Annotated in this window: 19 protein-coding genes; 5 read left to right on the forward strand and 14 right to left on the reverse strand. The window is 71.0% G+C overall.

Annotation, left to right across the window (positions count from 1 at the left end; genetic code table 11):
- The 7 genes from COGEMETH_RS02645 to ileS all read right to left on the reverse strand — a co-directional run.
- Positions 1–725 (reverse strand): spore photoproduct lyase family protein (locus tag COGEMETH_RS02645; protein ID WP_238181077.1); only part of this gene is annotated, 725 nt, incomplete at its 3' end.
- Between the two features lie 28 nt (positions 726–753).
- Positions 754–1488, reverse strand: a complete 735-nt coding sequence (locus tag COGEMETH_RS02650) for an SHOCT domain-containing protein (RefSeq protein ID WP_238181078.1) — start codon at positions 1486–1488, stop codon at positions 754–756.
- Positions 1489–1629: 141 nt separating this feature from the next.
- Positions 1630–2913, reverse strand: a complete 1284-nt coding sequence (locus COGEMETH_RS02655) for a M16 family metallopeptidase (RefSeq protein ID WP_238181079.1) — start codon at positions 2911–2913, stop codon at positions 1630–1632.
- A 71-nt stretch (positions 2914–2984) separates the two neighbouring features.
- Positions 2985–4382, reverse strand: a complete 1398-nt coding sequence (locus COGEMETH_RS02660) for a M16 family metallopeptidase (RefSeq protein ID WP_238181080.1) — start codon at positions 4380–4382, stop codon at positions 2985–2987.
- A 169-nt stretch (positions 4383–4551) separates the two neighbouring features.
- Positions 4552–5211 carry a hypothetical protein gene (locus COGEMETH_RS02665; RefSeq protein WP_238181081.1) on the reverse strand — a complete coding sequence of 220 codons (660 nt, stop codon included), beginning with the start codon at positions 5209–5211 and terminating at the stop codon, positions 4552–4554.
- Positions 5212–5390: 179 nt separating this feature from the next.
- On the reverse strand, positions 5391–5891 hold the full coding sequence (gene lspA / locus COGEMETH_RS02670; protein WP_238181082.1) for a signal peptidase II: 501 nt from the start codon (positions 5889–5891) through the stop codon (positions 5391–5393).
- A gap of 73 nt (positions 5892–5964) precedes the next feature.
- Entirely contained in the window at positions 5965–8937 is a 2973-nt protein-coding gene (ileS, locus tag COGEMETH_RS02675; protein WP_238181083.1) for an isoleucine--tRNA ligase, read from the reverse strand.
- A gap of 418 nt (positions 8938–9355) precedes the next feature.
- Here ileS and COGEMETH_RS02680 point away from each other — a divergent pair, with 418 nt between their 5' ends.
- Entirely contained in the window at positions 9356–9631 is a 276-nt protein-coding gene (locus COGEMETH_RS02680) for a hypothetical protein (RefSeq protein WP_238181084.1), read from the forward strand.
- Between the two features lie 22 nt (positions 9632–9653).
- Here COGEMETH_RS02680 and COGEMETH_RS02685 read toward each other — a convergent pair whose 3' ends face one another.
- The 4 genes from COGEMETH_RS02685 to COGEMETH_RS02700 all read right to left on the reverse strand — a co-directional run bounded on the left by COGEMETH_RS02685 (position 9654) and on the right by COGEMETH_RS02700 (position 13627).
- Positions 9654–10577 (reverse strand): DMT family transporter, encoded by a 924-nt coding sequence (locus COGEMETH_RS02685; RefSeq protein WP_238181094.1) that lies wholly within the window; start codon positions 10575–10577, stop codon positions 9654–9656.
- A 227-nt stretch (positions 10578–10804) separates the two neighbouring features.
- A complete protein-coding gene (locus COGEMETH_RS02690) occupies positions 10805–11113 on the reverse strand; it encodes a hypothetical protein (RefSeq protein ID WP_238181085.1) in 309 nt (102 codons plus the stop codon).
- Positions 11114–11500: 387 nt separating this feature from the next.
- The gene (locus COGEMETH_RS02695) at positions 11501–12346 is read right to left on the reverse strand and encodes an NAD(P)-dependent oxidoreductase (RefSeq protein ID WP_238181086.1); all 846 of its coding nucleotides are present in this window, start codon (positions 12344–12346) and stop codon (positions 11501–11503) included.
- Between the two features lie 78 nt (positions 12347–12424).
- Positions 12425–13627, reverse strand: coding sequence for a pyridoxal phosphate-dependent aminotransferase (locus COGEMETH_RS02700; RefSeq protein ID WP_238181087.1), 1203 nt, complete (start codon positions 13625–13627; stop codon positions 12425–12427).
- Between the two features lie 308 nt (positions 13628–13935).
- Here COGEMETH_RS02700 and COGEMETH_RS02705 point away from each other — a divergent pair, with 308 nt between their 5' ends.
- Positions 13936–14952 (forward strand): LLM class flavin-dependent oxidoreductase, encoded by a 1017-nt coding sequence (locus COGEMETH_RS02705; protein WP_238181088.1) that lies wholly within the window; start codon positions 13936–13938, stop codon positions 14950–14952.
- 237 nt (positions 14953–15189) lie between these two features.
- Here the strand turns inward: COGEMETH_RS02705 and cysN are convergent, their stop codons facing one another.
- Genes cysN through COGEMETH_RS02720 form a run of 3 tightly spaced genes read right to left on the reverse strand, consistent with a single transcriptional unit; the run spans position 15190 to position 18334 of the window.
- A complete protein-coding gene (cysN, locus tag COGEMETH_RS02710; protein WP_238181089.1) occupies positions 15190–16605 on the reverse strand; it encodes a sulfate adenylyltransferase subunit CysN in 1416 nt (471 codons plus the stop codon).
- Positions 16605–17543 carry a sulfate adenylyltransferase subunit CysD gene (cysD, locus tag COGEMETH_RS02715; RefSeq protein ID WP_238181090.1) on the reverse strand — a complete coding sequence of 313 codons (939 nt, stop codon included), beginning with the start codon at positions 17541–17543 and terminating at the stop codon, positions 16605–16607. The genes cysN and cysD overlap by 1 nt, the downstream gene beginning before the upstream one ends.
- Positions 17540–18334: a phosphoadenylyl-sulfate reductase gene (locus COGEMETH_RS02720; RefSeq protein WP_238181091.1), complete on the reverse strand. Its 795-nt coding sequence runs from the start codon at positions 18332–18334 to the stop codon at positions 17540–17542. Before COGEMETH_RS02720 ends, cysD begins: the two co-directional genes overlap by 4 nt.
- A gap of 225 nt (positions 18335–18559) precedes the next feature.
- Between COGEMETH_RS02720 and COGEMETH_RS02725 the strand changes: the two genes are divergently transcribed.
- From COGEMETH_RS02725 to COGEMETH_RS02735, 3 genes are all read left to right on the forward strand, one after another.
- Entirely contained in the window at positions 18560–19075 is a 516-nt protein-coding gene (locus COGEMETH_RS02725) for an Lrp/AsnC family transcriptional regulator (RefSeq protein WP_283214950.1), read from the forward strand.
- 110 nt (positions 19076–19185) lie between these two features.
- Entirely contained in the window at positions 19186–20952 is a 1767-nt protein-coding gene (locus COGEMETH_RS02730; protein ID WP_238181092.1) for a diflavin oxidoreductase, read from the forward strand.
- 190 nt (positions 20953–21142) lie between these two features.
- Positions 21143–22153: NADPH-dependent assimilatory sulfite reductase hemoprotein subunit (locus tag COGEMETH_RS02735; RefSeq protein ID WP_238181093.1), on the forward strand; the 1011-nt coding region annotated here is incomplete at its 3' end.

The raw sequence follows: 22153 nt of genomic DNA on the forward strand, positions 1-22153 counted from the left end.
CACGAGCGGATCGCGGCCATCGACGCCTTCGTGGCCGCGATCCGCTCGTGGATCGGGGCGGTGCGCACGTCGACGACCCTGGCGATGCGCGCCGGCATCAAGGAGAAGCGGATGCGGGTCCGCCCCTGGGGATCGTAGGCCAGCAGGTCGGGGTTGACGGCCTTGGTCGCGAACGAGCCCTTGGCGTTGGGCAGCGTGCGAAACAGGGCGACGAGGTCGCGGACGGTGTCGCAGATCGCGGCGTCGACGGAGAGGTCGCCGTTCTCGCCGATGTCGTAGACCCAGGCCTGCCCGTCGATCGCGTCGGGCTCGGGCAGCTTTCCCTGTCGGCCGGCATGGCGCCTGACGGCCGCGCAGACCGCCTCCACGTTCACGAACAGGGAGATCGGGTTGGCGAAGCCCTTGCGGCGGGGCACGTAGCAATAGGCGCAGGCCATGGCGCAGCCGTTCGAGGTCGAGGGCGCGATGAAGTGGGCGCTGCGCCCGTTGGGCCGCATGGCGAGGCCCTTCTTCACCCCGAGCACCAGCGTCGAGCGCTTGATGCGGACCCAGTCCTCCACCGAGCCGGCATTGCCGTGCAGCTCGGGGATGTTCCAGTGCGAGGGCACGACGATGCGCGCCGCATCGGGATAGCGGGCCAGAATCTCGCGACCGCGCGCGAACTCGGCCACCGCCGGCTCGTGGTAGATCGTCTCGATATCCACGAGGCTGCGGGCAAGGGCCATGCGCGGCGGATCGGTCCGTGCAGAACCGTCAGAGCCGGGCCAGAAGCTCGGCCTTCTTGTCCGAGAACTCCCGCTCGGTCAGGACGCCGCGGGCAAGGAGCGCCGCCAGCCGCTCGATCGTGGCGATGACGTCGCCCTCGGGCGCGGAGGCCGGCGTCTCCCCGGCCGGAGGCTTTCCGGCGGGGTCGGATTGCCGGGGGGCCGCGGCCTCCGCCTCGATGCGCTTGAGGCGGTCCAGGGCGATGGTCCCGTGCGGACCGGTGAAGCCCAGGGTGCCGTTGGACTGCGAGACGCCGGAGATGCGGTGCTCGCCGGTGTCGTAGAGGTCGATGCCGGCCCCCGACTCGATCGCCAACCGCCGGCTCTCGGGGAAGTAGGCGTAGCGCATGCCGTCCTGCGAGCCGGCGGTCGAGGGCGTGCCGAGGCCGGCGGGCCACCATTCGCCGCCCCCGCGTGCGCCGGTCGTGCCCCCGTCGGACGACCAGCCGCCCGCCGGCAGCGCGGCGGCAAGTTCCGTGCACAGCGCGCTCACCCGCGCCTTGAGGTCGGCGTCGAACATCCGGCCGACCATGACCATGCCGCCGGAGAACCATTGGCCCATGCCGCCGAGGTCGGGATGGTCGAACTGGGCCATCCTGCCATGGCCCCGTTCCAGGGCCCGCATCAGGTGGCGAACCGCGTCGAGGCCGACGCCGTGCCGCTCGGCCACCGTCCTGAGGCCGGTGGCGTGCTCAGGGCCTTCGACGGATGGGGATTCGCTCATGATCTCGCTCCGCAACGCGAACTCTCGGGGTCGCAGCCGCCCGACGAGAGGCAAGGGCCGGGCCCGCGCGGGAGTTCCCGGCGATACGGACGCGATCGTCCGGCCCGGTTAGCCGAAACCGGGCCGGCCCGAGACCCGGGCTCAGAACCCGGTCGGACGGCCCGCGGCCACGGCGAGCATGCGCCCGTCGGCGAAGGTCCGGCCGGCGGCGCGGCGGATGTCGTCCTGCGTCACGCGGGAGACCATCTCGTTGCGGCGGCCGATATAGTCCATGCCGAGTTCCTCGAAGGCGATCTGCACGAGCTGGTGGGCGATCTTCGTCGAGGTGTCGAAGCCGAGCGCGTAGGAGCCGGTGAGGTAGTCCTTGGCCTTCTGCAACTCCTCGTCGGAAGGGCCGTCGCCGATCAGGCGGGCGATCTCGTCGCCGATCACGCCCATTGCCTCGCCGACGCGCTCGTTCTTGGTGGCGATGTAGCCCCAGACCATCGCCGCGGAGCGGTGGCTGACGAGCGAGGTGCCGACCGAGTAGGCGAGCCCGCGCTTCTCGCGCACCTCCTGGAACAGGCGCGAGGTGAAGGAGCCGCCGCCCAGGATGTGGTTCAGGACGTAGGCCGGGATGAAGTCGGGGTCGCGCCAGGCCACGCCCGCCATGCCGAAGCGGATCACCGATTGCGGCACGTCGAGGTCCACCACGACGCGGCGGCCGAGGTCCTGCACGGTGGTGCGGGGGATCGCCTTGAGGGCACCGGCCTCGGGCAGGGCGCCGAAGGCGAGGTTGAGGCTCTCGGCCAGCCTGTCCGCACCGATGGCGCCGACGGCGGCGACCTTGACCCGGCCGCGGCCGACCACCTGCGCGTGCAGGGCGACGAGGTCGTCGCGGGTGATGGCGGCGACGCTCTCGATCGTACCCGAGGATGGGCGGCCGTAGGCATGGCCGGCGAAGGCTTCCTTGAAGAAGCGGCGCGAGGCCATCACGCCGGGATCGTTCTGCTGGTAGCGCAGGCCGGCGATCATCTGCCCGCGCACGCGCTCGATGGCGTCGGTGTCGAAGCGCGGCTTGGCCAGCGCCAGGGCCAGCAGCGCCACCGCCTCGTCGGCATGCTTGAGCAGCATCTTGAGGGAGCCGCCGACGGCGTCCGGCCCGGCATGGAAGCTGAGCTCGATCGCGCGCGCGGCGAGGCGCTCCTGGAAGGCGTCGGAGACGAGGTCGCCCGCGCCCTCGTCCAGCAGGCGGGCCAGCATCTGCGCGCAGCCGGCCTTGCCCTCCGGGTCCTGCGCCGCACCACCCTCGAAGGTGAAGGCCAGCGCGATCATCGGGACGACGGGGGACTCGACGTGCCACGCCTCGACGCCGGCGGCGGAGACGACGGGCAGCGCCGTCGTGGGCGAGCTCGCGGTGCGGGCGGCAGTCTCGGCCAAGTTCATGGGAACCTCGTCTTCTTCGTTCTGGGGGCGCGGCGCGGGGCGCCGCGGGCCGATGCAGGCGTGGGCGTCCGCTACTCCGCGGCGACGGCGAAGGGCGCGTCGGGATCGCGGGGCTTGGTCAGGTAGCCGGTGACGGAGCGGGACGGCGTCAGCCAGCGCTCGGAGGCCAGGGCGAGGCGGTCGCGGGTGACGGCCTCGATGTCGGTGGGCCAGCGGCGCACCTCCTCGATGGTCTCGCCGATGGCCAGCGCCGAGCCGTAGATTCGCGCGAGCGAGGACTGGCTGTCGGAGGAATAGACCGTCTCGGCGACCAGCCGGGTCTTGGCCCGCTCCATCGCCTCGGCATCGAGCGCCTCGGCCGGCGCCCGGCGGAGCACGCCGTCCACGGCCTCCTCGAGCTTCTCCAGGCTGACGCCCTCGGCGGGCACCGCGTAGACGGAGAAGCGGGTGTCGTCGATGGCCGAGCCCATGTACCAGGCGCCCGCATTCACCGCGAGGCCGGTCTCCATCACCAACTTGCGGTAGAGGTAGGAGGTCGAGCCCCCGCCCAGCACCTCGGCCAGCAGTTCGAGGTCGTGGCAGCCGCCGTCGCGGGCGGTGATGCAGGACGGCGTCAGGTAGAGGCGCTGGAGCGTCGGCTGCTCGACCTTGGGGTCGGCCACGGCCAGACGCCGCAGGGCCTTCGGCTCGGGCTCGCGCGCCCGCACCCGCTCGGGGCGCTTGCCCTGGGGGGCGACGCGTCCGTAGGTCTGCTCGGCCAGGCGCCGGACCTCGTCGGGGGTCACGTCGCCGGCCACCACCAGGATGGCGTTCTCCGGGGTGTAGAAGCGCTTGTAGTAGTCGAGGGCGTGGCCGCGGTTCAGCCCCTCGATCTCGTGCATCCAGCCGATGATCGGAATGCCGTAGGGGTGGTGCACGAACAGCGAGGCCGCCATCGCCTCGGAGAGCTGGGCGGAGGGGTCGGTCTCGACCCGCATGCGGCGCTCCTCCAGCACCACGTCGCGCTCGGGCGCCACCACCGCGTCGTCGAGGACGAGGCCGGTCATGCGGTCGGCCTCGAAGGCCATCATCGTGCCGAGATGGTCGCGGGCCACCCGCTGGAAATAGGCGGTGTAGTCGTAGGAGGTGAAGGCGTTCTCCTGGCCGCCGAGCCCCGAGACCGCCTGCGAGAAGGCGCCGACGGGATGGGTCTCGGTGCCCTTGAACATCAGGTGCTCGAGGAAGTGGGCGATGCCCGACTGGCCGAGCGGATCGTCGGCCGAGCCGTTGCGATACCAGATCATGTGGGTCGCCACGGGGGCGCGGTGATCGGGCACCACGACCACGTCGAGGCCGTTGTCCAGGGTGAAGGCCGTGACCTCCGGGCCACCGGCCTCGGACCGCCCGAACGGGGCCGCCTCCGCACGTCCGGCGCTCGCATGAGCCGGGCGGGGAAAGAGGGTGGGCGTCGCCTTCCTGAACAGGTGCATTCCGTCTTCCTTCTGCCGGCCCGTGCGGCGGAATCGTCCGATTCCGCGACGCAGGCCGTATCGGACTCTCCGGCGGGGCAAGTCCCGTACCGGTCACTCAGATCGCGCCACCCGTTGCCGGCCACCGTCGCAGGGGAGCCACGGGCCGGCAAATTCGATTCGTCAGGCGTCAGTTGCGCTGCTGGGCGCGCAGGTAGGCGCCCGGATCGGACTCCTCCCGCTCGCGGCTCGCGTTGTTGATCGGGTCGCTGTTGGCGCGCACGATCTTCTTGGGCGCCCGGCGGTAGCCGTTGGGCGGGTCGGTGAGGATGTCCCGGTCGGGCTCGGCCAGGGCAGGCTCGGCCTTCTCGTCCTTCTTGCCGAGCATCAGGTCGATGGGGTTGACCCAGAACGAGTCGCGGCTGTTGTCGCCGGGCTTGCGCTCGACCTCGCGGGTGAGGTTGGCATCGGCGCGCCGGCCGCCGCGGATCTCGTCCACCGACATGGTGGCGTTGTTGTCGTTGTAGCGCCCCTGGGTCTGGTTGCCCCGCGGCACGCGGCGCTCCTCGGCCGCGCGCTCGCGGGCGGCGACCTCCGGCTCCTTGGGCCATTGCGGCGAGGCCGCGCGGGGGCGGGGCGCCGGGAGGTTCTTCCCGTCGAGCTTGGGCGGCATCACCAGGGGCGCGCGCTCGCGATACTCGATCGGGTCCTGCTGCTTCTCCAGCAGGCCCAGGGTGCTGAGGCCGTCGCGCAGGAACTCGCCGCGCTCCTGCGCCTGCGCGGAGGCGGTCGCGAGGAGCCCGGCAAGGCTGCCCGCCGCGATGAGATGGACCTTGCGATACCCGGTCATGCTGCCCCACAGGTTCCGGCCGGTTGCCCGAGCCCCACGTCCGGGGCCTGGGGGCGGCCGCACGGGTGGCGGCCTGATCCGGCTTACCCGGCCTGAGGCCGGTTTCCGGCGATCGTATGGCGCCTTGACCGCTGGGAGCCAATCCATCCACGCGACGGCACGGGTTTGTCGTGTGCCGGCTATGCCGACGGCGTGGAATCGTTCGGCGAACGGGTGCGGTCCGGCATCAGGCTGTCGAGGATCAGGCCGACGACGCCGGCCACGATCGCGGCATCGGCCACGTTGAACACGTACCAGGACCAGCCTCCGGCGTGCAGGTGCACGAAGTCGAACACCGCCCCGTAGGCCGCCCGGTCGACGGCGTTGCCGAGCGCCCCGCCGGCGATGAGGCCGAGGGCAAGCGCCAGCAGCCTGGAGCCGGTCCGGCCCATCCAGACGCCCAAGCCCAGGGCGGCCGCGAGCGACAGGGCCACCAGCAGCCAGCGCCCGAAGCCGCCCTCCTGCTGGAACAGCCCGTAGGAGACGCCGCGGTTCCAGACCACGACGAACTCGGCATACGGGCCGAAGCGCCAGGGCTGCGTCAGCACGAGGTCCGTGCCGAGGTAGAGCCAGAGCTTGGACGCCTGATCGAGGGCGAAGGTGGCGAGCAGGGCGGTGAGGCCGAGACGGAACGGGGTCACGACGCCCGCTCCCGGCACGCGACCGCACCGCCCCCTCCCCCGCGAAGGGGAAGGGAAAGACCGTCCGACCGCCTCACGCCGCGCTCGCCTCGGGGTGGGCGGCGTCCCATTCCCGCAGGGCCCGCGCGTCGCGGGGCGTCACGTCCGGATAATCCGGATCGGTGCCGACCTCGGGGTCCACCCGCCAGGACCGGGCGCATTTCCGGCCCTCGGCCAAGGCCGGCACCACGGCGACGCCGCGGACCTCGTCGAGGCGGAAGGCGTCGGCGGGCCCCTCTCCTTCGGTCACGGTGATCGCGGAGGTGATGCAGACGTCGGCGAAGTCGACGCCGTCGAGCGCCGCCAGCAGGTCGCGGTCGGCGACGTGGACGACCGGGGCCGCCTCCAGGCTCGCGCCGATGCGCTTTCCCGCCCGCTCGATCTCCAGGGCGCCCGTCACCACCCGGCGCACCCGCCGGATCTTGTGCCAGCGCTCGGCGAGGCCGGCGTCGCGCCAGTCCGCAGGGGTCTCGGGCAGGGTCTGGAGGTGCACCGAGCCGGTCTCGGACGGATACCGGTCGAGCCAGGCCTCCTCGGCCGTGAAGGCGAGCACGGGGGCGAGCCAGATCGTGACGCGCCGGAAGGCCTCGTCGATGACCTGGAGGGCCGCCCGGCGGACGGGGGAGGAGATCGGATCGCAGTAGAGGGCGTCCTTGCGCACGTCGAAGTAGAAGGACGACAGGTCGCCGGTCATGAAGCCGTTCAGCAGGGCCACCACCCGCTTGGTGTCGAAGGCGCCGTAGGCCTCGCGGATCTCGCCGTCGAGTTCGGACAGGCGGTGCAGGATCAGCCGCTCCAGCTCCGGCATTTCTTTGTAGTCCACGTCATCTTCTGGGACGCGGTGGGCGAGGGAACCCAGCATCCAGCGCAAGCTGTTCCTGAGCTTGCGGTAGGTCTCCGCGAAGGTCTTGATGATCTCCGGGCCGATGCGCAGGTCGTCGGTGTAGTCGGAGGCCGAGACCCACAGGCGCAGGATGTCGGCGCCCGAATCCTTGATGACGCTCTGGGGCGCGACGACGTTGCCCTTCGACTTCGACATCTTCAGCCCCTTGGCGTCGAGGACGAAGCCGTGGGTCAGCACGATGTCGAAGGGCGCCCGGCCGCGCGTGCCGGAGGATTCGAGGAGCGACGACTGGAACCAGCCCCGGTGCTGGTCCGAGCCCTCCAGGTACATCACCCGGTCCCGGCCGCCGTCGCGTCGGCGGCTCACGCCCGCCAGGCCCGGGAACTGCTCGGGATCGTCCAGCACGAAGGCGTGGGTGGAGCCGGAATCGAACCAGACGTCGAGGACGTCGGCCACCTTCTCGTACTGCGCCGGGTCGTGCTCGGGGGCGAGGAAGCGCCGGACGGCGTCCTCAGCAAACCATGCGTCGGCGCCCTCGGCCGCGAAGGCCGCCACGATCCGGGCGTTGACCGCCGCGTCCTTCAGGATTTCACCGGTCTCCCGGTGGACGAACACGCTGATCGGCACGCCCCAGGCGCGCTGGCGCGAGACCACCCAGTCGGGGCGGTTCTCGACCATGCCGTTGATGCGGTTCTTGCCCTGCGGCGGGACCCACTGCGTGTCGTCGATCGCCTGAAGTGCCACGTCGCGCAGCGTCTTACCGTCCAGCGACGGCACCGGCCGGTCCATGGCGATGAACCATTGCGGTGTATTGCGAAAAATCACCGGCTTCTTCGAGCGCCAGGAATGCGGATACTGGTGGCGCAGCACCCCGCGGGCGACGAGCGCCCCGGCCTCGGCGAGCGCGGCGATGATCGCCTTGTTGGCATCGCCCTTCTCGCCCTTGTCGGTGAGCACGCGCCGGCCGGTGAAGCCGGGGGCGTCCTGCGTCAGGGCGCCGTCCGCGTCGACGGTGTAGGGGATGCGGGTCTCGATGCCGCGGGCGGCGAGGCTGCGGCCGCCGGCCATCCAGAGCTCGAAATCCTCGCGGCCGTGGCCGGGCGCCGTGTGGACGAAGCCGGTGCCCGCCTCGTCGGTGACGTGGTCGCCCTCCAGCATCGGCACGTCGAAGTCGTAGCCGTGGCCGGCGAGCGGATGGGCGAGCGTCAGGCCGGACAGGGCGGAGACGGGCACGTCGGCCACGCGCGCGAAGCCCTCGACGCGGGCGGCCTTGAACACCGTCGCGGCAAGAGAATCGGCCAGCAGGTAGGTGTCGCCGGGCTTGGCCCAGTTCTCAGGTGCCGCCTCCGTGACGCGATAGAGCCCGTAGGCGATCTTCTTCGAATAGGCGACGGCGCGGTTGCCGGGGATGGTCCAGGGGGTCGTCGTCCAGATCACCACGCGGGCCCCGGCGAGACCGGCATCGGCACCCGCCCGGATCGGAAACGCACAGAAGATCGTGTCGCTGACGTGCTCCTCGTACTCGACCTCGGCCTCGGCGAGCGCCGTCTTCTCGACCACCGACCACATCACCGGCTTGGAGCCGCGGTAGAGCTGGCCCGACATCGAGAACTTCATCAGTTCGGACGCTATGGCGGCCTCGGCCGGGTAGGCCATGGTCACGTAGGGGTGGTCCCAATCGCCGGTGACGCCGAGGCGCTTGAATTCCTGCCGCTGCACGTCGAGCCAGTGCCCGGCGAAGGTCCGGCATTCCTGGCGGAACTCGATGACGGGCACGTCGTCCTTGTTGCGGCCTTTGGCGCGGTACTGCTCCTCGATCTTCCACTCGATCGGCAGGCCGTGGCAGTCCCAGCCCGGAACGTAGTTCGCGTCCTGGCCGAGCGCGCCTGCGGAGCGGACGATCACGTCCTTCAGGATCTTGTTCAGCGCCGTGCCGATGTGGATGTTGCCGTTGGCGTAGGGCGGCCCGTCGTGCAGCACGAATTTCGGCCGGCCGGCGGCCTGCGCGCGGATCTGGCCGTAGAGGTCGGTCGTGGCCCAGCGCTCCAGCAGCAGCGGCTCGCGGGTGGGCAGGCCGGCCCGCATCGGGAACTCGGTGCGGGGCAGGAACAGGGTCTTGGAATAGTCGCGGGCGGGAGTAGCCGCGTCGGTCTGGTCGCTCATCGGGCGGGGCGTCCTGGGATCGTGCATCGTGCGCGCGTCCGGCGAATACGGGTGCCGGCATCGAACGAGGCCGGCCGGGGCTGTCCTGGACTCTCGCGATCCCGGCCTCCGCGCAGCCGCGCGGCGGCGGCGCTCACGCGAGGGCCGGGCCCGTAATTCGCAGGCGGCCGGAGCCGCAGGGAGTCATGGCGACGCGCATCGGCGGCGTTCTAGCAGCGGCCCGCCCCGTGCGCCAGCGCAGGCAGGCACGCGGGAGCGCACCCGCGACGGGCGTCTCCGATGCCCGCCGGTGCAATTTTACCACGCAAGCGGGAAGCTTTGCCGGCACCGCCACCTTTCGCGGACGGGACCGTTGACGGGGCGATCGGTCCCGTCCGGCCGGTGCCGGGCCTCGGGACGCATCCAAGGGGAACACGCCATGAGACACATCCTGATCGCGGCCACGCTCGCGCTCTCGACCCTCACGCTCGCCGGCGCGGCCCAGGCGCAGGGCCTGGTCGGCGGCGTCCGGCGCGGCGCCGACGAGGGCAACCGGGTCGGCGGCCCCGTGGGCGGGGTCGTCGGCGGCGCGGTCGGCGGCGCGGTGGGCACCGTGAACGGGGCGCTAGGCCTGGATCCGGGCCGGCGCGCCTACCGCACCGACCTGCGCTCGCGCCGCCCGGCCCGCCGGGTGCACCGCCGCCATCAGCGCTGAGGACGGCGGACGGCCGGCGGCGTCAGGCCGCCGGCCGGCGCTCTCGGCGCATCGTCTCCTGCGCGAGCAGGTAGAGGCCGGAGCCGACAACGATCATCGCGCCAAGCAGCGTCCAGTGGCTCGGCACGTCGCCGAACAGGAAGAACCCGAGCAGGACCGACCACAGGAGCTGGGTGTAGATGAAGGGCGCCAGCACGTTGGCCGGCGCCCGCGCATGGGCGAGCACCAGCAGCCAGTGCCCGACCGTGCCGAGCAGCCCGATCCCCACGAGGAGCGCCCAGACCGTCCACGCGGACGGGGTGGTCCAGATCCAGGGCAGCAGGGGCGTCATCAGGGCGAGGCCGGCCAGCCCCGAGTAGAACATCGTCGTGGCGGTGGAATCGTAGGCCGCGAGCTTGCGCGTGGTGATGACGTAGAGGGCGTAGCAGAGCACGTTGCCGAGGCTGAACAGGGCCGCCGGATGCACCGCGCCGAGGCCGGGCCGCACGATCACCAGCACCCCGAGGAAGCCGACGCCGATCGCCACGAGGCGGCTGCGCGAGGACCATTCGCCGAGGAGCGGGCCCGCCAGCAGCGCCACGGTGAGCGGGGCCGCGAACTGGATCGAGATGGTCTCGGCCAGTTGCAGGTGGCGCAGCGCCAGGAAGTTCAGGGCGGTGGAGCCGAACAGCAGCAGCGAGCGCGCGATCTGCAGCCCGAGGCGGCGGCTGTGCACCACGCTCGGGGTGGTGACGGGATTCACGAACAGGGAGATCATGGCGACGCTGACGGCGTAGCGCATGAAGGTCGTCATCAGGGGGTCGACGCCGGCCAGCGCCAGCCCCTTGGCGGAGGCGTCGAGGCAGGAGAAGAACGCGACCGTGGCGCACATCAGGCCGATGCCCACGAGGCGTGCGCGGTCCGGGCGGACCTCGCGGGCCGGGGCCTCGCGTGCCTCCGCGTCGATGCGGGGCGTCGCGGCCTGTCCTTCGCTCACCGCGGAGCCCTTTTCACGCTGACGGTTCGGGATTCGGTCCTCCGACCTACCTCAGGCCCGGCGCGTCGGGCACCCGGGCCGCCGCAACCGGGCCGCGCGTCGCACGCGCTCAGCGCAAGCCGGATCGATGGCGAATCACCGACCGGTGCACGGTTTCGGTCCGGAGAGCCGAGACCGTCGCGCGGGGCGATCCCGGCTCAGCGCTTGGCCAGAACCTTCTGCGGCCGGGCCTTGTCGGCCGTGGTACTGGCGATGAGGGCGGAGAGGTGCCCCTGGTCGAGGCCGCGGGCCTGGACCGGTGCCTGGGCTTCCGGCTTGGCGGCGGCGACCGCACGCTCGACCTTGCGCGGTTCGATCGAGCCGGTGGTGACGGGGTCCGGCAGGCTCGCCATCGCCGGGATGGGGGCAGCGGGCTCGCGCTGCACCCGCAAGGCCCAGTGGGCCGCGGTAGAGAGCGCGGCGATCGCCAGGATCGCCTTGATGCCGCCGGTGAGGAGGCGTCGCATGATGGTCAGACCCGAGAGAACGCGGTTGCACGCAGCCGGTTCGCCGGCCCTCCACGATCCTTGCCCAGGAGCGTCAACGAAGCCGCAACGGCTGTCCGCGGCAGGGTCCCGAAACGGGGCAGCCGCACGCACCGGGCCGATTCATGTGGGCCTTGCGCCGGCTCCGCGGTTCCTGTTCCCCGCGCTTCCGACACGCCTGCAGCGACCCGGCCCACTGAGCCTCACAGGAACGGCCCAGAGAACTGGTCCGGACCGCCCCGTCACTGCCGACCCCGCCGCCACGCAGGCCCGAGCGGGCTCGCGAAACCTTCAGGCGCATAGGCCGCAGGGACCGCCGATGTAGAGGGCGCATCAACGAACAGCAACCGAGGCGCGGCGTTTCGCCGATCAGCCCCGGCCCGCGGCGGTCTGCGCGAAGCGCAACAGGGCCGCGATATCCTCGGTCCCGTCGTCCCCCGACAGGCGTTCGTAGAGCCGGGCGTTTCCCGCGAAAACCTGGCGGCCGGCCTCGTCCTGCCCGAGGAAACCCGCGATCTCGCGCATCTCGGGCGCCCAGCGATAGGCCTTGGGCACCATGTCCGGCAGGCCCTTGGCGAAGCGGGCGAGAAGCTGCGGCTCGTTCTCGGCGAGCTCCGCCAGCAGCGCCTCCCCCGCCCCGGCCCGGTCGGCCGCGAGCACCATCAGGGCGGCGAGCGCCGTCAGCCCCTTGTTGATGCCGGCATAGCTCATCTTCAGGCTGGAGGCCGCCCCGACGCCGCCCGGACAGACGCGCAGGTCCAGGCCGAGCTCGCGCAACGCCATCGCGGGCGCGGGATCGTCGCCCGACACGTAGACGCGCGGCCCCGGCGTGCCGGGCTTGGGCGGCAGGCCGATGATCGCCCCGTCGAGGAAGGGCGTGCCGGTGGCCGCCACGATCCCGCCGATGCGGCGCACCGTCTCCGGGCTGACCGCGTTCGCATCGACGTAGACGGGTTTTCTCGCTGCGGCCGCCAGATGCGGAGAGAGCCGCCGGGCCAGAGCCTCGGCTTCTGCCGGCGGCACGATCGAGAGGACGATGTCGGCGCCCGCGAGCGCTTCGTCCCCGGCCGCCTCCATGCCGGCAGCCGCAGCCCTGGCGCGGGTCGCTTCGCTGCGTCCGTCCAGCGCGGTCAGGACGCGGGCGCCCTCCCCCGTCAGCCTTAAGGCGACGGCGCTGCCCATGGCGCCGGGGGCGATGACGGCGATGGTCTTCATGGCTGGAGCGTCCGCCTGTCCGGCGAGCCGGCGTCGTCCGGACGAACGGCCCGGACGCACGCCGGCGTCGAAAAACGTCTACCGCAGGGAGCCGCAGAAGCGCTGGATGCGGTTGCAGGCCTCCTCCAGCGCCGTGTTCGAGGTGGCGTAGGAGATGCGCAGGTTCGGACCCAGCCCGAAGGCCGAGCCGTGGACCGCGGCGACGCCCTCGGCCTGGAGCAGTTCGGTGACGAAGTCCTCGTCGGTCTCGATCACCTTGCCGGCTTCCGTCCTGCGGCCGATCAGTTCGGCGCAGGACGGGTAGACGTAGAAGGCGCCCTCCGGCTGCGGGCACTTGAGGCCCTTGGTCTGGTTCAGCATCGAGACCACGAGGTCGCGCCGCTCCTGGAACGCCGCCTTGAAGCGGGCTAGGTGCTCCTGCGTGCCGTCCAGCGCCGCCACCGCCGCCCATTGCGAGATCGTGGAGGCGCCCGAGGTCTGCTGGCCCTGGACGAAGTCCATCGCCTTGATCAGGTGCTCGGGGCCGGCCGCGTAGCCGATGCGCCAGCCGGTCATGGCATAGGCCTTCGAGACGCCGTTCATGGTGAGCGTGCGCTCGTAGAGGCCCGGCTCGACCTGGGCCGGGGTGACGAACTCGAAGTCGCCGTAGGTCAGGTGCTCGTACATGTCGTCGGTGAGCACCCAGACGTGGGGATAGCGCATCAGCACGTCGGTGATCGTCTTGAGCTCGTCCCGGGAATAGGCAGCACCCGAGGGGTTGGAGGGCGAGTTCAGGATGATCCACTTGGTCTTGGGCGTGAGCACGCGGTCCAGCTCGTCGGCCTGGAGCTTGAAGTCGTGGGCCATGTCGGTCTCGGCGAAGACCGGCGTGCCGCCGCAGAGCACCACCATCTCCGGATACGAGACCCAGTAGGGCCGCGGGATCACGACCTCGTCGCCGGGGTTCAGGGTGGCGAGCAACGCGTTGTAGATGACGTGCTTGCCGCCGGTGCCGACGATGGTCTGCGACGGCTTGTAGTCGAGGCCGTTCTCGCGCTTGAACTTCTTGGCGATCGCCTCCCGTAAGGGGACGATGCCGGAGACGGGCGGGTACTTGGTCTCGCCGCGGGCGATCGCCTCGATCGCGGCGTCCTTGATGTGCTGGGGCGTGTCGAAATCGGGCTCGCCGACCGAGAGGCTGATGACGTCCATGCCGCCGGCTTTCAGCTCGCGCGCCTTCTGCGTCATCGCGATGGTCGCGGACGGTTTTACGCGCGAGAGGGCGTCGGCGAGAAAGCCCATGGGTCGGTGCTCCGGTCGGGTTTCGTGAGTGATGTCCGCCTGTTGGCGGCGGCGCGGACCCTAAGCAGGTTCGCGTTGGCAAGCCAACGCTTCACCCGCTTCGCTCGTTATGAAGGGACGCAGGTTTTCGTCGCAAAACCGGTGCCCACTTTTGCGAAACTGCTTAGGCCCGGCTCGCCGGAGGGGCAAGGCGGGACGAAACACGGCCCCCTGGCCCGCCTCCGCGCCGCATGCAGGGCTCGCCGGGCTTCCATGCCGCGACGGGGGCATACCTCGAACGCGGGGCGGGCCGACACCATCTATCCGCCATGCCGCCCCTGTCCGTCCTCGACCTGTCCTTCGTCAACGCCGGCGCCAGCGCAGGCCAGGCGCTGCAGGATTCCCTGGCGCTGGCGCGCCACGTCGACGGCCTCGGCTACACCCGCTACTGGCTGGCCGAGCATCACGCCCTGCCCTCCGTGGCGAGCCCGGCCCCCGAGATCATGGTCGGGCAGATCGCGGCCGCGACCCGCCACATCCGGGTCGGCTCGGGCGGGATCATGCTGCCAAATCATGCACCGCTGATGGTGGCGGAGCGCTTCAAGATGCTGGAGGCGCTGTTTCCCGGCCGGATCGACCTCGGCCTCGGGCGGGCGCCGGGGACGGACGGGATCACGGCCCAGGCCCTGCGCCGCCGCGAGGTGCCGCGGGGCGGCGACGACTTCCTCGACCGCCTGCAGGAACTCCTGCTCTGGGACACCGGCGAATTCCCGGAGGGCCACCCGTTCCGCGCGGTCACGGTCATGCCGGCGGGCGTGCCACTGCCGCCGGTCTTCCTGCTCGGCTCCTCCGATTACAGCGCGAACTTGAGCGGCCGGCTCGGCATGGGCTTCGCCTTCGCGCAGCATTTCGCGGGTATCGACGCCGCGGGGCCGATGCTCGACTACCGCCGCCTGTTCCGGCCCTCGCGCTGGGCCGGGCGCCCGCACGCGATCCTCGCGGTGGCGGCGATCTGCGCGGAGACGGACGTGGAGGCCGAGCGCCTCGCCATGAGCGCCCGCCTCTCGACGCTGAGGCGCGAGCGCGGCGACTACGCGCCGTTGCCGAGCCTCGCGGAAGCGGAAGCCTATCCCTACTCGGAGATGGAGCGGGCCCGCATCGACCGGGGCGCCGCCCGGCTGCATGTGGGCGGGCCGGAGACCCTGCGCGCCAAGCTCTCCGCCCTGGCGCAGGCGACGCAGGCCGACGAGATCATGATCGTCTCCGCTATCCACGACCAGGCGGCCCGGCGGCGTTCCTACGAACTCCTCGCCGAGGCCTGGGGTCTCCCCCGCGCCGAGGGCTGACTATACCGCAGACGGAATCCCGGATTCTCCCACCCCTCTCCCTCATCCTGAAGTGCCCGCGCCAGCGGGCTATGACGGAGCCCTCCGGAATCCGCGCGGTCCCTGGAGGGCTCCTTCGAGGCGGCTGTCGCCGAATCTCCGGTGAGGTGATGGGTCGGACGAGCCGCCTGTCGGCAAACGCTGCCACAGGCTGCGAGAGTTCGTCCGCGTCGCGAGATATGAGACGGCGCCGGGGACTCAGCCCCCAAAGAACCGCCGCAGCCCCGCGATGAAGCCGCGGGCGACTTCGGGCTTCGGAGCGACGGTGGAAACCGGACTCCGCGCGGCGGCCTCGACGCGCGGGGCCTGCACCAAGCCGAGGGCCGCCGTGTCCGTGGTCTCCCGGTCGATCAGGATCAGCCCCCCGGTCTCCCGATTCTCTGCATAGGCGTCGAAGGCGACCGGGCGGTCGAGGCTCAGGGTCACGTCGGCGATGTCGTTGGCGACGAGCGTGTCGGCCGGGCCCGGCTGCCCCGTCTCGGGGTCGATGCGGGTGCGGATCGCCGAGACGGTGGCGTTGACCGTCACGGTGCCGATCTTGGCGAGCAGCGTGGCGCCCGGCGCAAGCGGGGTCTCGGCGGCCCAGAACAGGCGCACGTCGAGGCTGTCCGAGATGCGCATCGGCCGGTCGGATGCCACGATCACGTTGCCGCGGGAAGCATCGACCTGATCGGCCAGGACCAGGGTCACCGACTGGTCCTCGCCCGCAACCTCCAGATCGCCGTCCGCGGTGTGGATGCGCGCCACGGTCGAGGTGCGGCCGGACGGCGCGACGGTGACGGCATCACCCGGCCGGATGAGACCGCTGGCGATGCGCCCGCTATAGCCGCGAAACTCGGAATCCGGGCGGTTGACCCATTGGACCGCCATGCGGAAGGGGGCGGCCAGGGCTTCCTCGTGCACCGGCACCGTCTCCAGGTAATGGAGCAGGGTGGTGCCCGTGTACCAGGCCGCGGCCGTGCCCGGCAGCACGACGTTGTCGCCGTTCTTGGCCGAGAGCGGGATGGCCCGCACCTCAGCGAAGCCGAAGGTCTTGGTGAAGTCGGCAAAGCCCGCGAGGATGGCGTCGTACTTGTCCTGCGACCAGCCGACGAGGTCCATCTTGTTGACGGCCAGGGCCACCCGGCGGATGCCGAGCATCGAGACCAGCAGGGCGTGGCGCCGGGTCTGGCGGGTGAGGCCCTGGCGGGCATCCACCAGGATCACGGCCACGTCCGCCGTCGAGGCGCCGGTGGCCATGTTGCGGGTGTACTGCTCGTGGCCGGGGGTGTCGGCCACGATGAAGGAGCGCGTCTCCGTGGAGAAGAAGCGGTAGGCCACGTCGATGGTGATGCCCTGCTCGCGCTCGGCCTGGAGGCCGTCGACCAGCAGCGCGAGGTCCACCTCGGCCCCTTGCGTCCCGTGCCGGCGGGAATCCCGCTGGAGGGCGGTGATCTGGTCGTCGAAGATCTGCTTGGTGTCGTGCAGCAGGCGCCCGATCAGGGTCGACTTGCCGTCGTCCACGGAGCCGCAGGCGATGAAGCGCAGCACCTCCTTGCGCTGGTGGGCGGCCAGGAACGCCTCGTAGCCGAAGGCGGGGGTCTCGAACGAATCGCGGGACTGATGGATGGTCATCAGAAGTAGCCCTCCTGCTTCTTGCGCTCCATGGCGCCCGCACCGTCCTTGTCGATCACCCGGCCCTGCCGCTCCGAGGTGCGCGCGGCCAGGGTCTCGCCGATGATCTCGGGCAGGGTGGCCGCATCGCTCTCCACCGCCCCGGTCAGGGGATAGTCGCCGAGCGTGCGGAAGCGGACCGTGCGCCGCTGCGGGGTCTCGCCCGGCTCCAGGGGCAGCCGGTCGTCGTCCACGAGGATGAGCTGGCCGTCGCGCTCCACCACAGGACGCGGCTGGGCGAAGTAGAGCGGCACGATCGGGATGCGCTCCTGCTCGATGTAGAGCCAGATATCGAGCTCGGTCCAATTCGAGAGGGGGAAGATCCGCAGGCTCTCGCCGCGCTTCTTGCGCAGGTTGTACAGGTGCCAGGGCTCGGCCCGCTGGCGCTTGGGGTCCCAGCGATGCTGGGCCGTGCGCAGGGAGACGATGCGCTCCTTGGCCCGCGAGGCCTCCTCGTCGCGGCGCGCGCCGCCGAAGGCCGCGTCGAACTTGTGCTTGTCGAGCGCCTGCCGCAGGGCCTGCGTCTTCATCACGTCGGTGTGCACCTCGGAGCCGTGGCTGATCGGCCCGACGCCGCGGGCCAGCCCCTCCTGGTTGGTGTGCACGATCAGGTCGAGCCCGAGTTCCTTCGCGCGCGCATCGCGGAAGGCGATCATCTCCCTGAACTTCCAGGTCGTGTCGATGTGCATCAGCGGGAACGGCAGCCGCCCCGGCGCGAAGGCCTTGAGCGCCAGGTGCAGCAGCACCGAGGAATCCTTGCCGATCGAGTAGAGCATCACCGGGTTCTCGGTCTCGGCGACCGTCTCCCGGAAGATGTGGATGCTCTCGGCCTCCAGGCGCTGGAGATGCGTCAGGCGTTCGGAATGCAGGGCGGCTGTGGCCGCTTGGGCGGCGCTCATCGGGCCATCTCCGGTGTCCGTGTCTGTCTGGTCTCGAAGGCGGCCGCCTCCAGGCCGGGCTGCACCGCGGCCGCGGAGCCTCCGACATGCAGGCCGCATTCCTTCTTGGATTCCTGCTCCCACCACCAGCGGCCGGCCCGCTCGGGCTCGCCGACGCGCACGGCGCGGGTGCAGGGGGCGCAGCCGATCGAGGGGAAGCCCCGATCGTGCAGCACGTTGTAGGGGACGTAGTTGTCGCGCACGAAGGCGTCCACGTCCGCCCGCGTCCAGTCGGCCAGGGGGTTCAGCTTGATCAGGCCGCGGGCCTCGTCGAAGGCGGCCAGCGGCGTCTCCGCCCGGTCGGCCGACTGCCCGGCCCGCAGGCCCGTGATCCAGGCGCCCGCGCCGGAGAGCGCGCGGGCCAGGGGCTCGACCTTGCGGAAGCCGCAGCATGCCTGCCGCGCGGCCAGGGAATGGCGGAAGCCGTTGATGCCTTCCTCGCGCACGAAGCGCTCCTCGGCCTCGCGCTCCGGCGCGTAGGCCTGGATGCGGATGCCATAGGCCGATTCGGTCTCGCCCCAGACGTCGTAGGTCTCGGGGTAGAGCCGGCCGGTATCCAGGGTGACGATCTCGACGCGCGACTTGGCCATGGCGAGCGCGTGGGTCAGGGCCTGGTCCTCGATGCCGAGGCTGGTGGTGAAGACGAGGCGGCCCGGAATCTCCGCCTCCGCCAGGGCGATGCGGCGGCTGAGATCGAGCCCCTTCATGGCGGCGGCGAGGTCGTCCGCTGCCTGTGCGTTCAAGCGGGTCATTGCCTGTTCAATGCGATTGCATGGTTGTCTGGGATCTGAAATGTTCGCTATAACGAACGCTGTCAAGGCGCGATGCGGCGCCCGGGGACGCTCCCCGTGCTGCATCGCACGATACATCCGCAACCCGGCATCGGCCCGATCGGTTGCGTGAAAAGGAAAGATCCTTCTCGCATCGGCGGGGGCAGCGCCCCGGCCCGCGCGGAGACCCGACGAAGGAAGGCCATCGTGGATTCGATCGACCTGAAGATCCTGGCGCTCCTGCAGACGGACGCGACCCTCTCCATCGCCGCCATCGGCGAACGGGTGGGCCTGTCGCAGACGCCCTGCTGGAAGCGCATCCAGCGCCTTGAGGCGGACGGCGTCATCGACCGGCGCGTGGCCGTGCTCGACCCGGTGAAGCTCGGCCTCGGCCTGACGGTGTTCGTCTCCATCGAGACCGCCGACCACTCGAAGGACTGGCTGGAGCGCTTCGCCGGCACCGTGGCGGCGATGCCGGAGGTGCTGGAATTCTACCGCATGGCCGGCGACGTGGACTACATGCTCCGCGTCGTCGTGGCCGACATGCAGGCCTACGACACCTTCTATAAGAAGCTCATCGCGACGCTGCCCCTGAAGAACGTCACCTCGCGCTTCGCCATGGAGAAGGTGAAGTCCACCACCGCCCTGCCGCTGCCCGCGCCGCCCACGAACGGACGGCACCTGCCCGCCACGCCGCCGATCCTCTCGGTGGTTGGAGAATAACCTTCTCTTTTGCGCCGCAACAAAAACCGACTTCTTCTCTCCAGAGAGCGTTCTGTAAAACGGACGTCCCCCGTTGACAGACGCCTCGCGCACGACGACATGGTCCCTTGATGTCACGCCAAAGCCTCCTTCCCCGCACGGCCCCGTTCGGCGACAGCGAACGTGCGAGCCTCGACGCCGTCCTCGGGACGGCGACGCCGATCCAGCGCGCCTGGCTCGCGGGCTTCCTCGCCGGCATCGACGCGGCGGGCGGGCAGCCCGCGGCGATCCCGGCCGCACCGCCGAAGGCGGCCGAACCGTTGACGGTCATCTATGCGAGCGAATCGGGTAATTCGGAGACGTTGGCCGGCAACGTCGCCAAGCTCGCGCGCAAGCAGGGCTTCAAGCCGAAGGTGGTGGACTTCGCCGACCTCGACCTCGCGACACTGCCCAAGGCCGGCAAGGTGATCGCCATCGCCGCCACCTGGGGCGAGGGCGAGCCGCCGGCCCGCGCCGTGCGGGCCTATGGCGAGCTGATGGGCGCCTCGGCCCCGCGCCTCGACGGCGTCGAGTTCGCGGTGCTGGCGCTGGGCGACACCTCCTACGTCGAGTTCTGCGCCATCGGAAAGGCGCTGGACGCCCGCTTCGAGGCGCTGGGGGGCAAGCGCGCCGCGGAGCGCGCCGACCTCGACCTCGATTTCGAGAAGCCCGCCGCCGCCTGGATCAAGGGCACGCTGCAGGCCCTGGCGCCGGCGCCCGCCGACAACGTCGTGGCCGTCGACTTCGCCCGCACGGGCGCCTCCGACGACGAGGATGCGGAGCCGAGCCGCGACCCGGTGGTCGTCGAGGTGGTCGAGCACGTCAACCTCAACTCGTCCCGCTCCAACAAGGAGACCATCCACCTGGCGCTGGCCTTCGAGGACGGCGCCCCGGCCTACGAGCCCGGCGACTCCCTGGAGATCTACCCCGAGAACGACCCGCAGCTGGTCGAGGAGATCCTCAAGGCCACGGGGCTCACCGAGGACGCGGCCCTGCGCAAGGCGCTGCTCTCCGAGCGCGACATCACCACGCTCTCGGCCGCCACGGTGGAGCGCTTCGTCAAGGCCACGGGGCACGAGCAGGCCAAGGCCCTGATCGAGAGCGGGGAGGTCCGCGCCTGGATCGAGGGGCGCCACCTCATCGACCTGATCGAGACCTATCCGGCGGCGCTGACCGCCGAGCACCTGGACACGATCACCCGGCCGCTGCCGCCGCGGGCCTACTCGATCGCCTCGTCGCGCAAGGAGGTGGGCGACGAGGTCCACCTCGCCATCGCCGCGGTGCGCTACGAGAGCCACGGCCGGGCGCGCAGCGGCGTCGCCTCGACGCACGTGGCCGACCGGATCGCCAACGGGGCCAAGCTCCGGGTGCGGCTCAAGCCCAACCGGCACTTCCGCCTGCCCGCGGACCCGGCCGCCGACATCATCATGATCGGGCCCGGCACCGGCGTGGCGCCGTTCCGCGCCTTCGTGCAGGAGCGCCGCGCCGTCGAGGCGCCGGGCCGCTCCTGGCTGTTCTTCGGCGACCAGCACTTCACCCACGACTTCCTCTACCAGCTCGAATGGCAGGAGGCTCTGGAGGACGGCTCGCTCACGCGGATCGACGTGGCCTTCTCCCGCGACCAGCCGGAGAAGATCTACGTGCAGGACCGGATCGACTGGAACCGCGCGGAACTCGTCGCATGGCTGGATGGGGGCGCCTACCTCTACGTCTGCGGCGACGCCAAGGCGATGGCCAAGGACGTGCGCATCGCCCTGGAGCGCGCCTACGCGGAGGTGAAGGGCCTGAGCGCCGACGATGCCGCTGCGGCGGTGGCGGCCCTTGAGCGGGCGCACCGCTACCAGCAGGACGTGTACTGAGGTGCCTTCCCTCCCCCCTCTGCGGGGGAGGGTGGCCCGCGAAGCGGGTCGGGAGAGGGGAGCGCGCTATCCGGAGAGGTTGCTCCCCTCTCCCGACCCTCGCTGACGCGAGGCCCACCCTCTCCCGCAGAGGGGGGAGGGAAGACGGCGCCAGCCACTGGGTTTGAGACAACGAATTCGGATTCTCATCATGGACGATCACAAGCCGATCGACGCCGCCGAAGCCCCGGTTTCCGAGCGCGTCTACGAGACCCCGCCCGCCGGCCGCCCGATCGACGAGGCGGAGGCCGCGCGTACGGCGGGGCTCGCCCATAACGAGCACCTCAAGATCGCCAGCGGATACCTGCGCGGCGGGCTGGCCGACGGCCTGCTGAAGCACGCCACCGGCGCGATCTCGGACGACGACGGACAGCTCGTCAAGTTCCACGGCATGTACATGCAGGACGACCGGGACCTGCGCCCTGAACGGACCAAGAAGAAGCTCGACAAGGCCTACAGCTTCATGATCCGCTTGCGCATCGCCGGCGGCGTCATCAGCCCGAAGCAGTGGCTGATCCTGGACGACATCGCCACGACCTATGCCGGCAGTGCGCTCCGCGCCACGACGCGCCAGACCTTCCAGTACCACGGCGTGATCAAGGCCAACCTGAAGCGGACCATGGCCGCGATCGACGGGGCCCTGCTCGACACCATCGCCGCCTGCGGCGACGTGAACCGCAACGTCATGGCCGCGACCAACCCGGCCCAGACCCACGCCCACAAGGCGGCCTACGACCTCGGCAAGGAGATCTCCGACACCCTGCTGCCCAAGACCAACGCCTGGCGCGAGATCTGGCTCGACGGCGAGAAGGTCGTGGGCGGCGAGGAGGAGTTCGAACCTGTCTACGGCAAGACCTACCTGCCGCGGAAGTTCAAGATCGTGGTCGCGGTGCCGCCTTCGAACGAGGTCGACGTGTTCGCCCACGACCTCGGCTTCATCGCGATCCTCGACAAGAAGGGGAAGCTGACGGGCTGGAACGTCACGGTCGGCGGCGGCATGGGCATGACCCACGGCGAGCCCGACACCTTCCCCCGCACCGCCGACGTGATGGGCTTCTGCCTGCCGGCCGACGCCGTGAAGGTGGCCGAGGCGGTGATGACCGTGCAGCGCGACTGGGGCAACCGCAAGAGCCGGAAGAACGCCCGGCTCTTGCGGTTGCCC

It is taken from the genome of Methylobacterium trifolii (genome assembly GCF_022179685.1).
GTDB classification, from domain to species: Bacteria; Pseudomonadota; Alphaproteobacteria; order Rhizobiales; family Beijerinckiaceae; genus Methylobacterium; species Methylobacterium trifolii.